We start from the raw sequence: 14555 nt of genomic DNA, 5'->3' as shown, positions 1-14555 counted from the left end.
GTTACTACTCCTTGCCCAGTTCCGGCTGCAACGGCTTGACCTGCAGCGCCGAGGCGCGCGCCTTGCGGTCCCGCGCCACTTCGACACAGGCGGCGACCATGCCGACAGGCAGGTACAGCAAGGCGCCACAGAGGAACAACACAGCCGCGGCAATATAGCCGGCAAGCATGACTGAGCAGGTGATGACGTTTTTCATAGGGTAAATATTGATGGAAGGCAGGCAGCGTGTTGCTGCGATTTAACAAAGCTATTGTGCCACTAATAAATTTCCTTTGATAAATTTTTTGACGTTCACAAGAGGGAATTGGGGAATGCTTGCCATGAGTGGGAATGGCGCGCCACAAAACCGGTCCAAGCGACATGGGCAAGACTGTTTTGCATGGAAGGAGCGCATCATGACCCAGACCACCGAGTACAAGGGCTACAGGCTCACGGCAAGCGCGGAGCAGCGGGACGGAAAGTGGTACGGCGCCTATGTCCGCGAAAAGGATGGCGATGTGTTTCGCAGCGAGATGAGCGTGATCGAGTCCGGCTCGCAAGATTCAGCGGAAACCCAGTTGCTGGATGCGGCGCGCGAGCATATCAGCCGTTTGGATAAATAGACGGTTATCGTTCGGTGAAAATGTGGTCTGCGGCTGGCAAAGGCGCAGCGCCTGAACTGGCGGCCATCGAAACAAAAAGCCCGGCTGTTAACCGGGCTGTTCGCTTGAATTTCTTGGGGTGGCCGATGGGACTCGAACCCACGACGACAGGAATCACAATCCTGGACTCTACCAACTGAGCTACGGCCACCATTGATGCTGTTCTCTCGGCTGTTGCTTTCAAGACAGGCCGCAATTATACAAACAACAGCCCCCTCATGCAAATCTAATCCGGCCTTTCTGCAATTCTTTTCGCGGCGATCGTCAAATGCAGCAATTTGCGCATTGCCGTGCTCAGGCTGCTGGCGCTGCCGGTGGTCCATGCGGCAATCGATGCCGGCGTTGGCAACGGCGGGGACAGCAAACCTTGTTCCGCCAGCACCTTTCCCAACTGGCGGGCCACGGCGTCGCCGGTATCGATGATGGCAAGGCTGGCTGCGCCGGCTTCCCTGGCAGCCGATTCGATCTGCGCCACAAGGAAGGGGTAGTGGGTACAGCCCAGCACTAAGGCGTCGGCGCCGGCGGCAATCAGCGGACCGACGAAGCGTCTTACCAGTTCCATGGTGGCCGGGGAGCGCAATTCCCCTTTCTCCACCTGGTCGGCCAGGCCGGGGCAGGGCTGGCCGATGAAGCGAACGCCGCTGGATTCGGCGATCTGCGCTTCCAGCGCCAGGAAGCGACGGCTGGCCAGGGTGCGCTCGGTGGCGAGCACGCCTACCATGCCGGTTCTGGTCTGCAGCGCGGCGGGCTTCAACCCAGGTTCCACGCCGACCACCGGCAGCGTCGGATAGCGCCTGCGGATCTCGACGATGGCGCCGGCCGTGGCCGTGTTGCAGGCAATGACCAGCGCCTTGACGCCCTGCGCCACCAGGAAGTCGGCCATCGCCACCGTGCGTGCGAGCACCGCGGCCTCGTCCTTGCCGCCATACGGCGCAAAGGCTGAGTCGGCGGCGTAGATCAGCGCCTCGTGCGGCAGCAGGCGGCGCACATGGCGCAGCACTGACAGGCCGCCGAGCCCGGAATCAAAAATGCCCACCGGGGCATGGACCGCGGTGGGCATGTCAGACACGGTAGGCACGCAAGGGTCAGCCAACCGATACCGGGATGCGGCTGATGCTGCTGTCCTTGGCGATGCGCTCCTGCCATTCCTTGGGGCCAGTGTTGTGCACCGAGATGCCATTGGAATCGACCGCCACCGTGACCGGCATGTCGCGCACATCGAACTCATAGATGGCTTCCATGCCGAGGTCCTCGAAGCCGATGACCTTCGCGTCCTTGATCGCCTTGGACACCAGGTAAGCCGCGCCGCCCACCGCCATCAGGTAAGCCGACTTGTGCTTCTTGATCGACTCGATCGCCACCGGGCCGCGCTCGGCCTTGCCGATCATCGAGATCAGGCCGGTCTGCTCCAGCATCATGTCGGTGAACTTGTCCATCCGGGTGGCGGTGGTCGGGCCCGCCGGTCCGACCGCTTCGTCGCGCACCGCATCGACCGGGCCGACGTAGTAGATCACCCGGTTGGTGAAGTCCACCGGCAGCTTCTCGCCCTTGGCCAGCATGTCCTGGATGCGCTTGTGGGCGGCATCGCGGCCGGTCAGCATCTTGCCGTTCAACAGCAGCGTCTGGCCCGGCTTCCAGGAAGCGACTTCCTCTTTGGTCAGGGTGTTGAGGTCGATGCGTTTGGACTTCTCGGTGTCCGGCGTCCAGCGCACTTCCGGCCATTCCGACAGCGCTGGCGGCTCGATGTAGCTGGGGCCGGAACCGTCGAGCACGAAATGGGCATGGCGGGTTGCCGCGCAGTTCGGGATCATCGCCACCGGCTTGGATGCCGCATGGGTCGGGTACATGTTGATCTTCACGTCCAGCACCGTGGTCAGGCCGCCCAGGCCCTGTGCGCCGATGCCTAAAGCGTTGACCTTCTGGAACAGCTCGATGCGCAGTTCCTCGGTCTTGTTCTGCGGGCCGCGCTTCAGGAGCTCATACATGTCGATGTCTTCCATCAGCGACTCCTTGGCCATCAGCATCGCTTTCTCGGCGCTGCCGCCGATGCCAATGCCCAGCATGCCGGGCGGGCACCAGCCGGCGCCCATGGTCGGCACGGTCTTGAGCACCCAGTCGACAAGCGAATCGGACGGGTTGAGCATCACGAACTTGGTCTTGTTCTCCGAGCCGCCGCCCTTGGCCGCCACCTGCACGTCGAGCTTGTCGCCCGGCACCACTTCCATGTGGATCACGGCCGGCGTGTTGTCCTTGGTGTTCTTGCGCTCGAACTGCGGGTCGGCCACGATGGAGGCGCGCAGCATGTTGTCGGGGTTGTTGTAGCCGCGGCGCACGCCTTCGTTGACGGCGTCATGGATCGAGCCGGAGAAGCCCTCGAAGCGCACGTCCATGCCGATCTTCAGGAACACGTTGACGATGCCGGTGTCCTGGCAGATCGGCCGCTTGCCTTCGGCGCACATCTTGGAGTTGGTCAGAATCTGGGCGATCGCGTCCTTGGCGGCCGGGCTCTGCTCGGACTCGTAGGCGCGCGCCAGGTGCTGGATGTAATCGACCGGATGGTAGTAGCTGATGTATTGCAGCGCAGCGGCTACGGATTCGATCAGGTCTTCTTGCTTGATGATGGTAGTCATGTGAGCGTCTTTGAGGTCAGTGATTGTCGCGGTCGGCATTGGCTGTCATTGACATGATGCGGTCGCTGTAGGCAATCGCCAGCGCCGAGATCAGGAACACCAGGTGGATGCCGGTCTGTGCAAGCAGGGTCTTCTCGTCATAGGCCCTGGCGTTAATGAAGGTCTTCAACAAGTGAATGGACGAGATACCGATGATGGCCGTGCCGAGCTTGACCTTCAGCACGGTGGCGTTAACGTGGGACAGCCATTCGGGCTGGTCCGGATGTTGCTCAAGATTCATGCGTGAGACGAAAGTCTCGTAGCCGCCAACGATCACCATGATCAGGAGATTGGAAATCATGACCACATCGATCAGTCCCAGCACTACCAGCATGATGGTGGTTTCGGTCAGCTTGGAAGGCCGCGGCGCGCCGTCCACGGTGACGGCGTCGAGAATGTGCGCCAGCGAGTCGGCATTGCCCAGCACTGCGCCGATCAGGTCGGAAAGCTCCACCCAGAAATGATAGACATACACACACTGCGCGAGGATCAGGCCGAGGTACAGCGGCAGTTGCAGCCAGCGGCTCATGAAGATGAAGCTGGCAAGCGGACCGATGGGTTTGGCGACCTGTTTCTCGGAATTCTGGGACATCGTCATTGTGATCTTGGCTTGTATCAAATTGGCGCATCTGTGCCGCCGGCATTCTACACTGCAACAGCACGCGCGGTCTGCGGCTTTGCCCCGGGAATAAAGGCCCGACATTATGCATCAGACAATGTAAGGAACGAGTAAGTCCTTGCGTCTATCGTGAGCAGCAACTTTCCATTTAATTAATGCAGGAGACAAGCATGGCAGACATCGAATCTTTAAAGCAGGAAAGCCGGGTCTTTAATCCGCCGGCAGAGCTGGCCAGCCAGGCCGCGATTTCCGGCATGGACGCATACCGCGCCCTGTGCGACGAAGCCGAGCGCGACTACGAAGGTTTCTGGGGCCGGCTGGCGCGCGAGAACCTGAGCTGGAAGCAGCCCTTCACCAAGGTGCTGGACGAGTCGGATGCGCCTTTCTACAAATGGTTCGGCGACGGCAAGCTCAATGTTTCCTATAACTGCCTCGACCGCAACCTGGAAAACGGCAATGCCGACAAGACCGCGGTGATCTTCGAAGCCGACGGCGGCGAAGTCACCCGCCTGACCTACCGCGAGCTGCATGGCCGCGTCTGCCGGTTTGCCAATGGCCTGAAGTCGCTGGGCATCAAGAAGGGCGACCGGGTCGTGATCTACATGCCGATGTCGATCGAGGGCGTGGTGGCGATGCAGGCCTGCGCCCGCATCGGCGCGACCCACTCGGTGGTGTTCGGCGGCTTTTCCGCCAAGTCGCTGCAGGAGCGCATCATCGACGCCGGCGCTGTGGCCGTGATCACCGCCGACGAGCAGGTGCGCGGCGGCAAGCAACTGCCCCTGAAAGCCATCGTCGACGATGCCTTCGCACTAGGCGGCTGCGAGGCGGTGCGCAATGTGGTCGTCTACCAGCGCACCAAGGGAAAGATCAACTGGACCGAAGGGCGCGACCTGTGGATGCATGAACTGGTGGCGCAGCAGCAGGACAGCTGCGAGCCGGAATGGGTGGAGAGCGAGCATCCGCTGTTTATTCTCTATACCTCTGGTTCCACCGGCACGCCCAAGGGCGTGCAGCATTCATCGGCCGGCTACCTGCTATGGGCCGCGCTGACGATGAAGTGGACCTTCGACATCAAGCCGCAGGACGTGTTCTGGTGCACCGCCGACATCGGCTGGGTGACGGGCCACAGCTACATCACCTATGGCCCGCTGGCCGTGGGCGCGACCGAGATCATCTTCGAAGGCGTGCCGACCTTCCCGAATGCCGGCCGTTTCTGGGACATGATCGCGCGCCACAAGGTCTCGATCTTCTACACCGCGCCGACCGCGATCCGCTCGCTGATCAAGGCGGCGGATGCCGAACCGGCGGTGCATCCGGACCGCTACGACCTGTCTTCGCTGCGCCTGCTGGGCTCGGTGGGCGAGCCGATCAATCCGGAAGCCTGGATGTGGTACTACAAGAACGTCGGCCACGAGAAGTGCCCGATCGTCGACACCTTCTGGCAGACCGAGACAGGCGGCCACATGATCACGCCGCTGCCGGGCGCAACGCCTATGGTGCCGGGTTCCTGCACGCTGCCGCTGCCAGGCATCATGACGGCCATCGTCGACGAGACCGGGCAGGACCTGCCGAACGGGCAGGGCGGCATCCTGGTGGTGAAGCGTCCGTGGCCGTCGATGATCCGCACCATCTGGAACGATCCGGCGCGCTTCAGGAAGAGCTACTTCCCCGAGGAACTGGGTGGCAAGACTTACCTGGCCGGAGACGGCGCGATCCGCAACAAGGACAATGGCTACTTCACCATCACCGGCCGCATCGACGATGTGCTGAATGTTTCCGGCCATCGCATGGGCACGATGGAAATTGAATCGGCGCTGGTGGCGCATCCGCTGGTAGCCGAAGCCGCCGTGGTCGGCAAGCCGGACGAAACCACCGGCGAATCGATCTGCGCCTTTGTGGTGCTGAAGCGTCCGCGCCCGGTGGGCGACGAAGCCAAGCAGATCGCCAAGGAGCTGCGCGACTGGGTAGGCAAGGAAATCGGCCCGATCGCCAAGCCCAAGGAGCTGCGCTTTGGCGACAACCTGCCCAAGACCCGTTCCGGCAAGATCATGCGCCGCCTGCTGCGCGTGCTGGCCAAGGGCGAGGAAATCACCCAGGACGTCTCGACCCTGGAGAACCCGGCCATCCTCGACCAACTCAAGCACGCTATTTAAGAAGGCGCGCCATCCGAGCCGCCGTGCCTGGCGCACGGCGGCTTTTTTGTGGTCGCGAATGGTCGCAAAGTGAAAATTCCCGGCTCCCAAACCATGATTTCCGCGCGATGCAAAAAGACGTGTGTTTCTGGGAAATTTTGCTATAATCTGCGCCTTCGTCGGGTAGCGCCGGCCGCGCCGCGCTACCGCCAGATGCAGGAGAGATGGATGAGTGGTTTAAGTCGCACGCCTGGAAAGCGTGTATAGGTTCATAGCCTATCGGGGGTTCGAATCCCCCTCTCTCCGCCAGGGACATAAAATCGTTATAAATCAACGAATTAGCTCTTAGGAAACGGTAAAGGACCACACCCCTTTACCACACCCTAAGAAGCGACTAGCGAGGCTCCAGAGATGGAGCCTTTTGTGTTTGGAAAACTAAGTCCTAATATATTTCGAGCTTAACCTTGCTGCCTGCTCGAATGCTTTCTCTAATGAAACTCTGTACTTTTTGTACATTTCATTATGAACAGAAGTGTCGTGGGTGTTTAGCCACTGTCTGCGGTCTTTTAATTGACTGACCCGCTGCTCCGTGAAATACAGGACTAGCGGAAGCGCTGTTTCTACCACGCCCGATAAAGCAGGGCCTAATTCAGGGAAATACAGCCTTTGCTGCATCATTGCTTTATCTAAAGGCGATGGCACGTCATGGGATTCATCGCTATAGACAAGCTTATTGCGCTTCTCATCGAGCCAATCAGAATGTTCGTAAAGACTCTGAACAAAGACCTCAAGTTTTTCCCGCATTAACTTTGCGTGTTCCCGTTTCCCATTTAAGCGGTAAGTCACGACTTGGCTTAGGATACCGCCGATGATCGCAAGAAAGGCTCCAGAAACAACAGGGACAATTTTAAGCAACTCTGATGACAAAGCTAAGGTTTCAACTTGGGCAGGCATGGTCAGAAATGGAAACGGCAAAGCCTCAGTATCGCCTATAACTTTTCCATCTATAAATGTTTTGTTGAAAAAATCTGAAAGCCCACCTCGTGATAAGGGCGTGGGCCTTTCCCCCCTATGGGGGCCGCTGGTCTACCTAGGGATGATCCGGGGCTAGTACCCTTCCATGTCTCTCTCAGTGACGTTGTAGCGCACAGCAAGGGCTACCAAGGCTACAGTTCCTGTGATTATCGCGATGCAAAGCATGGGCACCTCCATTGAGTGGCTCCAGCGTAACGAATCGACATGACATTGGTATTACGCTAACACAACTATCCTTGCGGCTACCGTCTCAAATCTTACAAGTTATAAGACAGCCAAGATTGCTCACTTGCATCGTCTTAAAAGTTGTCTCATAATGAAGTCTCACATCACCTTAGATGTTCTGAGACAGGGAGACAACAATGAAGATTGGCTACGCACGAGTAAGCACGACAGGTCAGAGCTACGAGATCCAGGAAGAGAAGCTCAAGGAGGCTGGCTGTGAGAAGGTGCTGGCTGAGAAGCTCTCTGGGAAGTCCACAGACAACCGTAAGGCCCTACAGACCCTCATTGAGTTCGTCCGTGAGGGTGATACCGTCATGGTTACCAAACTCGACAGGCTAGCCCGTAGCGTCTCTGATGCTGTGAAGATCGTAGAGGCTCTCGAAGTCAAGGGAGTAGACTTTGTAGTGCTCGACAATGCCAGCATCGATACTCGTACACCTCAAGGAAAAATGGTCTTCCACATCCTGGCAGCAGTCGGAGAGATGGAGCGGAGCCTGATCAACGAGAGGACCGCAGAGGGCCGGGAGAAGGCTATGGCTGAGGGTGTGAAGTTTGGTCGGAAGGAGGCTCTCAGTGAGGCCCAAGTGCAGCAACTGAGGGAAGAGGCTAAGACGTTCACAGGCAGCAAGACAGAGCTGGGGAAGAAGTATGGGATCTCCAGGGCCACTGTCTATAGGCTTCTCCCTGAGTTAGCCTAAGTCATTGTTCCATAAGCGGAATAGTTGAAAAAGATCATGCTTATATTGATTGAAATCAAGGTTCCATTCTGTTAACTTGTTTCCTGTAGTAAATCATTCATAACCGATAACTCCAGGGAACAGCATCATGTTTTTCAAGTTTGGCAGACAGCAGGCATGGATTGAAACCACCAAGAACACCGAGTGGAAACCCGTGGTGGAGACCAAGACAGGCTCCTTGGAACTGTGGTTCCTGAGGTTCTATGTGATCCTCGATAGGGCCTGAATTTTGACTCCTGCAGTATAGAAGGAATGAGCCAATTGACCGTGACTGGCAGATGGTGAACTTGACTCATCCACTATAGAAGATAGGGGTCGCCCCTTGAAGATCCCCGACATCCCACCGTGGATGCTCCCTGCGGATCTCCAGGGTAGACTCATCGAGATTCTCTCTGGCATACCTCGAATGGATGCCTCCCAGAGATTCTCTCCAAGATTTACCGAGGATGTTGACCACACGGGGGCGTGGTTGACGGTATCACCTCACAGACACCTTACCGACCATTTATGGGGGTAAGGGGGCAATCTAAAGATCTCTTTAGTTGTCTCTGAGTCTTCTCTAAGAGATAAGACATATATGATTAATATCATAATAAATTAAATCTTAGAGATAACCTTCTGGATCTCTTATGGAATCCCCTTAGATCACCCTCTAGGTTCCTCCATAAGTCTCCAGAAGATATCCCTAGGGATGACATAAATCTTGTGTCTCCCATCATTGTCGGTCCCTGAGCCATCTTTAGATAGCCCTCACTTCCCCGCATACGTAGAAGCCGATCACTTGGCCCATATCGCAAGCAGCAAGGGAGAGTCTGAGGGATCTAGGTCTCCCATATCTTCAGTATCCGAGCCTATCCAGAGATGTCCTCAGGGAGGCGACAAAGTTTGTCTATGAGCTTTTGATGCTCTGTCGTTTTACTTTCATTAACCACAATCCCAGGAATCCCCATGAGCCGACTCATAGTAGCTGCGGAAGAATTCCCCCAGCTCGTCCCCCGGACTGCCATTCGTCGTCGTCGAGGCCAAACCTTTCAAGTCAAGGTATCGGAAAGCATCCTCCGTCAGTACGAATCCACCAAGCACCGCCTCTGCATGGTCACAGCGACGAACCCTAGTCAATCTATAGTCGTCCGCAGGGCCTTGGATCTGTATCTGAGAGGCGTCTCCAGGCTCAGTGACGAGCAAGTCAAGGAAGAGGTAAAGCACCTCATGAAGCACCGAGAGTGAACCCTAGAGGTTCTCTTTTTTTATCCAATATTCACCACATACCAACATGAACAATGAAACTCCCTTTGCATCCCTGCTGATTCCTCCGCTGGGCCAAGTGCAAGTCCCTCCCACAATCCGTACTGAGGATGCTCCCCAAGTCATATTCTTGTCGGAGGATGCCAAGAACGTGAAATTCAAGCTAGACCCGACTGCTCTCCGCATGGTGGTCTATCCCTGCGGACGTATCGACAGTGAGTATTGAGAATGGAGTCCCTAAAGCTCTCCTGGCTGGACTCTAGCCTGTGGTCGGATCTGTTCCGGGATGCTGGCATACGGTCTCCCGCTCACTCCCTCCCTTGCACTCCTAGAGACATGCGTAAGTACCTCCACAAGGTAGGCATCACAGCAGCTCAAGCCTGTGAGTATCTGGGATTCAGGAGCCTCAGCGAGTACCAGAAAGCCAATTTGAGAGTCCCTCTCTTTGCTTTCCTGGGGGTGATTCTGGAGGCAAAGCGTGAGGGCCTGATTCAGGCATCCCCAGAAAGTCATTACGCCCCTACGTGGAATTGCACAGGAACTGCGATCAGCATGCAGTCCATGCCAGCGTAGCTCCTCGCTATTTCTAACGGTTTTGAGCACAAGAATTACCTACTTAGACACTCAAGAATTGTAACCATGAATGACAAAGAGATAGCCACGTTGAAGGACATGGCAAGGGAATATCACACCCTGCCTTACTCCTTCAGAGATGTCTTCGCAGGGCGCATAGATAGCCGCATAGACCGCCATGAGTACTTGATGCGGTCTCTTCCTCCTCTCCCAGGGGAGCCATGTACTGAAATTATGGATGAATGAATAATGTGTGAACCAGCATCAATGACAGCCCTCCTCGTAGGGTCCGCAGCAACCTCCACCACCGCAGCAACCGCTGGCCTCATCGGAGCTGGTGGAGCTATGACCGCTTCAGGTGCCCTAGCTGGCCTGAGTGCTATCGGCACAGGTGCAGGCTTGTATGGTCAGCAGCAAGCAGCGCATGCCCAAGAGAAGTCCAATGCAGCCCAGCGACAGAACGCTATCACTGCCCGTAATCAGAATCTGACCCAGATCGAGCAGCAGAAACAGCAACTCACTGAGCAGGCCGGACAGAAGGTCTTCGAGAACAACCTCCAGGCTCGTAAAGCCCTCTCTACCTCCCGTGTGTCTGCTGGCGAGAATGGTGTCTCTGGATTGTCTGTGGATGCCCTCTTGGGCGAGATAGAAGCCTCTCAGAGCCGCTATAACACCTCTGTGGGTGCAAACCTGACTGATAACGTCACTGCACTCAATATGCAGCGAGAGAACGTACAGACATCCGCAGTGAACCAAGTGAGTTCTCTGAAGACTCCACAGATGCCGGATTACCTGGGTGCCTCACTTCGTATTGGCTCCACCTTGGCTAACTCCTACAAGGCGCAGAAATGAGGCCCAAGCTCTCTAACACAGAGAAGGTCCTCACCGCAGCATTCCGCAGGTGGATGGGTAACCCAGTGAATCCCTACGCACTGAGGGAGCTTGTCGAGCAAATGGTAGAGCGGGAGCTACAGGTCCGACTAAAGAACCTCTCCAAGCAATCCCCAGATGCTTCCACTACCTGACTCCACCACCTTGGAGTCTGTGCTGACCATCGGACAGGTGACCATGAGTGTCCAGTCTTTCCTCCGTTACGGGATGGTCATCCAAGAAGGCTCCAAGTTCTTCCAAGTATCTACCAGACCAACTCTGCTCTCTGATTCTGTCCCTACTAAGCCAAATCAATTCTCGCTGAGAGAGCTGGAGAGGCGGGGCTACAAGGTAATACCAGGCAGAACAGCAGCCCGAGACCTCGTTATGTTTGCCCCCGGCAGTTACTGCACGATTTCCAATGCAATCCGCCATGGATTGATAACCAAATAGAAAGAACAACAATGTCCAATTTCCATAGCTATTCCACTTATGTGGCTCCTGAAGAATCCCAGGAGACTCCCTACACCTCTCCCGCAATCCGGGATACTGGCGAGGTAACCTCAGTCATCTTCCGCAATGGCGAGGCCACCAGCGAGACCAGCCACATCAGCCGGTCGATCAGCGCATCGGAGCTTACGCCTTACCAGCCTGATGACTGGCGCTCCACGGCACTGAAACAGAATGGCTTTCCTGCTACTGAGATCACCCCAGAGACCATCGTGAGTCTGGGGGGCACTCAGGGTCGAGTCCAAGACTTTGTGGCCGCAGGCATCCTCCAGAGTGGTCCTAATGGCTACGAGCTGGCCCCTGCTATCGAGGAGGCTCCTCAGGTTCAGGAGGATCTCTCAGATACCCCCGGCATGCCCCAAGAGTTCGCTGATGCTGTGGATGCTGCGATGTCGGTATTCGATGACAACACGCTAGAAGCTGGTCTCTCCTTGGGAATCTCCCACTTGGCTGGCGATGTGGACTTCAACGCAGTAGTCCGCAAGTTGTCCATGGGTTCTGGCATCGAGCCTAGCGATGCTTCCCAGAGAGCGCAATTTATCCTTGGCACCTATCAGCAGCAGGCAGATAGCTACCTAGCGAAGCAGGGAATTGGCAAGGAGGATCTCCCGGCCTTCTATGAATTTGCCAAGACTCAGAAGAGCGCCCTCCTGGGAGCATTGAACAAGCATATTCGCCAAGGGAATCTCGCTGACTATAAGCCGCTGGTAAGCAAGTTCCTAAGCAGCACAGCGCCCAGCGTAGAGGCTCTCCGGGCTAACGGATTCCAGACAAGGACCGTAGATAAGCAGGACCAAGTACGCATCAACGGGGTCTGGTTAGGTCTCAAGGCAGCCGCTCGTGCCAACCTCATCTAATAATCAATCAAGGAAATACCATGGCAATCACTGCCCCAAATACCGAAGTAGTAGCAGCAAGCATCGATACCATTGTGACCATCAATGGAGTCCGTAACACCATCAAGCAGTTCGTCATGGCAGGAGCCATACGGATGATAGGCAATAAGTTCATCTTCGTAGGCCCAGCGGATCTCATTGGCTCCATGCCAGCAGAATCCTCTGCACAGCAGATCATCGCCAAGGGATTCCCCATGCGTCAAAACACCAGCGTTGTTGCGTCGAATGGCTATAACGAAGTGCAGATCGCTGGGGAATGGATGCTGATGTCTGAAGCCTTCCGGCGAGGCTTGGTTTAGAGACCAAAAGAAAGCCCGCAGACTCTCGGAGGAGGGAGCGGGCTAATACTTCCAGGGAAATGCACTTCTACTGCATGTGTTCGACGGAGCTGGTCGATAGAAGTTCAGGTGCTAAGCAGGATTTCCCAGAGATCCCCCATAGGTTACCTGGGAGAGGGCCTCAGCTTTTTGCTTGAGGCTGGCTCCTGAGGAATAAAGCCCGTAGGTAATCCTTGGCTTGTCATGGCCTACGATGTCTGCCGTGGTGTTCTCGTTGACTCCTGCTTGCTCTAGCTGGCTGACTACGGTTTTCCTGATGGAATGGAAGACATGCTGAGGGCCAAACCCTAGGGAGGTCTTCAGCTTCCCAAAGCGTTTTCCCAGGGCGTCACTCCGCTTCCCGAATGATCCCTCATCGCTGCCTTCTAGCAGGAATCCTCCCTCACTTTGTTCGGTCAGCCGCTTCACGAGATCAGACAGGGCAGGGTGGAGAGGCACCTCACGGATACCCGCAGCAGTCTTGGAATCCTCCACCTTGAAGCTGCTCTCTGTGAAGTGTTCTGCCTTGAGTTGCGCCAGCTCCTCAATTCGACAGCCTGTATAGGCTCCAAAGGCAATTAGATCAGCAAGGGCATAGTCGGGCTTCCGCTTGGAGAGGGCCGCTTCGTACAGCTTGGAGACATCCTGAGCAGCAAATGGAATCCAAGCTCTCTGCTTTGTGGTCTTGGCTGTCGTGGTTCTTGTCAGGGCCTTGATCGTGAACAGCGGGAGATGGTCTGTGTGGAATTGTTCATCCATGTATCTGATGAAGCTGCGCATCGAACTGAGCCGGATAGTAATCGTCTTGTCAGACAGGTTCTTGTCGGTTTTCAGATAGGACAGGTATTCCTTTACCGTGGTCTTATCGATCTTTGCATTCGTCTTGAAGTATGCACAGAGGTCCGTCACAGCGAGTTTCTGGAGTGATTGGGTCTTGGCATCCAAGTGAGTGATTGTCGCTGCCCAAGGTTCTATATGAGGCTGCAATGGCTGGATATCGTAGAAGAGGATGCCTGTAGCTTCCTGAGCTGCTGGGACTCCTTTCTGTTCTGCGAGCTTCTCTACCCACTCATAGGCTAGAGTTTCGACTACTTCACGGGCTGCACCATCGGGTGTTTCTTCGATGTTCTTACGCCACTGCATGACCTCCCAGAGAATGCCTGTAGGCTTCCCTTCATTTCCCTTGGCCTTCTCTATCTGATCCTTCCAGCGAGTGACAATGATAGGGAGCCTTCTCTCTGCCAGCTTCTGATCTCTCGTTTCAAGAGACTGAAGGAATCGAGGCTTCATATCGAAGGCAGGGCGGAGGGCCTTAGGGATCTCCATGACTGCATAGAAGCCTTGCTTTCGCTTGGTCAGATACTTAGGGAGGGATGACATGGAAGAAATGTTCCTTGGTGGCTGAAGGTGCAAACCATACCCCAAAACCACACCCCATAGCAATTGAAAGTTTAGCTAAGTGATTGTCTCATAGGGGAAAATGACTTTATTTCCAATAAGGTATGAGAATCCCCCTCTCTCCGCCAGAATGTAACAAGCCCCGTCAGGGGCTTTTTCCATTTCTGCAGGCTCCATCGCGGCGTACCCTGCCTATGTCAGCATGCATACCGTCAAAAAACCCAATCCGGCCTACCATGCTCGAAACTCAACAAGGACAGGCATGGAAGACAGGGTCCATGGGCAGGCTAGTCTGTTCCTGATCGATGTGCAGATCGAGGAACTCGAGCAGAGACTGAACGCGCTGCAGGAAGTCATCGTCACAATGGCCGCTGCCGGAGGCGACACCAATGAACAGGCGGAGCTGATGCTGAAAATGCTTCGGATGCGGCGCGCGCTGGCGACTTTCAGGGCGGAATTGAAGGACGATGTCATGGCGCAGCAAGGCAATGACGATGCGTCGTAGTTTATGCACTGCTGCAGCGGGCTGCACTGGCTCCTTGCATGACCGGAATGGCTTCAACGCTGGGTAATCGTATCAGCCCATGCGGCCAATGAAGCCGGCAAGGGCCGCGCAGCACTGTTCAACCGCATCGATCGCTACGCTGCTCGCTTCACGTGACATCAGATCATATTGGATCGCATCACA

Annotated in this window: 13 protein-coding genes and 2 tRNA genes; 8 read left to right on the top strand and 7 right to left on the bottom strand. The window is 56.0% G+C overall.

The window, feature by feature from the left end:
• Positions 1–4: 4 nt before the first annotated feature.
• A complete protein-coding gene (locus KTQ42_RS08890) occupies positions 5–196 on the bottom strand; it encodes a hypothetical protein (protein WP_217345186.1) in 192 nt (63 codons plus the stop codon).
• Positions 197–395: 199 nt separating this feature from the next.
• Here KTQ42_RS08890 and KTQ42_RS08885 point away from each other — a divergent pair, with 199 nt between their 5' ends.
• Positions 396–602 carry a hypothetical protein gene (locus tag KTQ42_RS08885; protein WP_217345185.1) on the top strand — a complete coding sequence of 69 codons (207 nt, stop codon included), beginning with the start codon at positions 396–398 and terminating at the stop codon, positions 600–602.
• Positions 603–716: 114 nt separating this feature from the next.
• Here KTQ42_RS08885 and KTQ42_RS08880 read toward each other — a convergent pair.
• The 4 genes from KTQ42_RS08880 to KTQ42_RS08865 all read right to left on the bottom strand — a co-directional run bounded on the left by KTQ42_RS08880 (position 717) and on the right by KTQ42_RS08865 (position 3902).
• Positions 717–792 (bottom strand) — tRNA-His (locus KTQ42_RS08880).
• A gap of 75 nt (positions 793–867) precedes the next feature.
• Positions 868–1719, bottom strand: a complete 852-nt coding sequence (gene murI, locus KTQ42_RS08875; protein WP_349292133.1) for a glutamate racemase — start codon at positions 1717–1719, stop codon at positions 868–870.
• A gap of 7 nt (positions 1720–1726) precedes the next feature.
• Positions 1727–3271: a fumarate hydratase gene (locus tag KTQ42_RS08870; RefSeq protein ID WP_217345184.1), complete on the bottom strand. Its 1545-nt coding sequence runs from the start codon at positions 3269–3271 to the stop codon at positions 1727–1729.
• Positions 3272–3287: 16 nt separating this feature from the next.
• On the bottom strand, positions 3288–3902 hold the full coding sequence (locus tag KTQ42_RS08865; RefSeq protein WP_217345183.1) for a TIGR00645 family protein: 615 nt from the start codon (positions 3900–3902) through the stop codon (positions 3288–3290).
• A 197-nt stretch (positions 3903–4099) separates the two neighbouring features.
• Here KTQ42_RS08865 and acs point away from each other — a divergent pair, with 197 nt between their 5' ends.
• A complete protein-coding gene (acs, locus tag KTQ42_RS08860; protein WP_217345182.1) occupies positions 4100–6082 on the top strand; it encodes an acetate--CoA ligase in 1983 nt (660 codons plus the stop codon).
• A gap of 197 nt (positions 6083–6279) precedes the next feature.
• A tRNA-Ser gene (locus KTQ42_RS08855) sits at positions 6280–6370 on the top strand.
• 126 nt (positions 6371–6496) lie between these two features.
• On the opposite strand, the gene KTQ42_RS08850 is transcribed toward KTQ42_RS08855, so the two are convergent.
• On the bottom strand, positions 6497–7015 hold the full coding sequence (locus tag KTQ42_RS08850; RefSeq protein ID WP_217345181.1) for a hypothetical protein: 519 nt from the start codon (positions 7013–7015) through the stop codon (positions 6497–6499).
• Positions 7016–7458: 443 nt separating this feature from the next.
• Between KTQ42_RS08850 and KTQ42_RS08845 the strand changes: the two genes are divergently transcribed.
• From KTQ42_RS08845 to KTQ42_RS08830, 4 genes are all read left to right on the top strand, one after another.
• Positions 7459–8019 carry a recombinase family protein gene (locus KTQ42_RS08845; protein WP_217345180.1) on the top strand — a complete coding sequence of 187 codons (561 nt, stop codon included), beginning with the start codon at positions 7459–7461 and terminating at the stop codon, positions 8017–8019.
• A 2202-nt stretch (positions 8020–10221) separates the two neighbouring features.
• Entirely contained in the window at positions 10222–10728 is a 507-nt protein-coding gene (locus KTQ42_RS08840) for a hypothetical protein (protein WP_217345179.1), read from the top strand.
• A gap of 482 nt (positions 10729–11210) precedes the next feature.
• On the top strand, positions 11211–12113 hold the full coding sequence (locus tag KTQ42_RS08835; protein ID WP_217345178.1) for a hypothetical protein: 903 nt from the start codon (positions 11211–11213) through the stop codon (positions 12111–12113).
• A 20-nt stretch (positions 12114–12133) separates the two neighbouring features.
• Positions 12134–12451: a hypothetical protein gene (locus KTQ42_RS08830; protein ID WP_217345177.1), complete on the top strand. Its 318-nt coding sequence runs from the start codon at positions 12134–12136 to the stop codon at positions 12449–12451.
• 111 nt (positions 12452–12562) lie between these two features.
• On the opposite strand, the gene KTQ42_RS08825 is transcribed toward KTQ42_RS08830, so the two are convergent.
• The gene (locus KTQ42_RS08825) at positions 12563–13849 is read right to left on the bottom strand and encodes a tyrosine-type recombinase/integrase (RefSeq protein WP_217345176.1); all 1287 of its coding nucleotides are present in this window, start codon (positions 13847–13849) and stop codon (positions 12563–12565) included.
• A 280-nt stretch (positions 13850–14129) separates the two neighbouring features.
• Here KTQ42_RS08825 and KTQ42_RS08820 point away from each other — a divergent pair, with 280 nt between their 5' ends.
• The gene (locus KTQ42_RS08820; protein ID WP_217345175.1) at positions 14130–14372 is read left to right on the top strand and encodes a hypothetical protein; all 243 of its coding nucleotides are present in this window, start codon (positions 14130–14132) and stop codon (positions 14370–14372) included.
• The last annotated feature ends 183 nt before the right edge of the window (positions 14373–14555 follow it).

It is taken from the genome of Noviherbaspirillum sp. L7-7A (genome assembly GCF_019052805.1).
Taxonomy (GTDB): Bacteria; Pseudomonadota; Gammaproteobacteria; order Burkholderiales; family Burkholderiaceae_D; genus Noviherbaspirillum_A.
The sequence above is the reverse complement of the archived record's forward strand: the minus strand, read 5'-3'. Positions and strand labels throughout refer to the sequence as shown.

Coding starts and splice junctions, on each gene's coding strand:
- KTQ42_RS08845 (WP_217345180.1), top strand. CDS start 7,459: ATGAAGATTGGCTACGCACGAGTAAGCACGACAGGTCAGAGCTACGAG.
- KTQ42_RS08885 (WP_217345185.1), top strand. CDS start 396: ATGACCCAGACCACCGAGTACAAGGGCTACAGGCTCACGGCAAGCGCG.
- KTQ42_RS08830 (WP_217345177.1), top strand. CDS start 12,134: ATGGCAATCACTGCCCCAAATACCGAAGTAGTAGCAGCAAGCATCGAT.
- KTQ42_RS08840 (WP_217345179.1), top strand. CDS start 10,222: ATGACCGCTTCAGGTGCCCTAGCTGGCCTGAGTGCTATCGGCACAGGT.
- KTQ42_RS08890 (WP_217345186.1), bottom strand. CDS start 196: ATGAAAAACGTCATCACCTGCTCAGTCATGCTTGCCGGCTATATTGCC.
- KTQ42_RS08870 (WP_217345184.1), bottom strand. CDS start 3,271: ATGACTACCATCATCAAGCAAGAAGACCTGATCGAATCCGTAGCCGCT.
- KTQ42_RS08865 (WP_217345183.1), bottom strand. CDS start 3,902: ATGTCCCAGAATTCCGAGAAACAGGTCGCCAAACCCATCGGTCCGCTT.
- KTQ42_RS08820 (WP_217345175.1), top strand. CDS start 14,130: ATGGAAGACAGGGTCCATGGGCAGGCTAGTCTGTTCCTGATCGATGTG.
- KTQ42_RS08850 (WP_217345181.1), bottom strand. CDS start 7,015: ATGCCTGCCCAAGTTGAAACCTTAGCTTTGTCATCAGAGTTGCTTAAA.
- KTQ42_RS08835 (WP_217345178.1), top strand. CDS start 11,211: ATGTCCAATTTCCATAGCTATTCCACTTATGTGGCTCCTGAAGAATCC.
- KTQ42_RS08825 (WP_217345176.1), bottom strand. CDS start 13,849: ATGTCATCCCTCCCTAAGTATCTGACCAAGCGAAAGCAAGGCTTCTAT.
- acs (WP_217345182.1), top strand. CDS start 4,100: ATGGCAGACATCGAATCTTTAAAGCAGGAAAGCCGGGTCTTTAATCCG.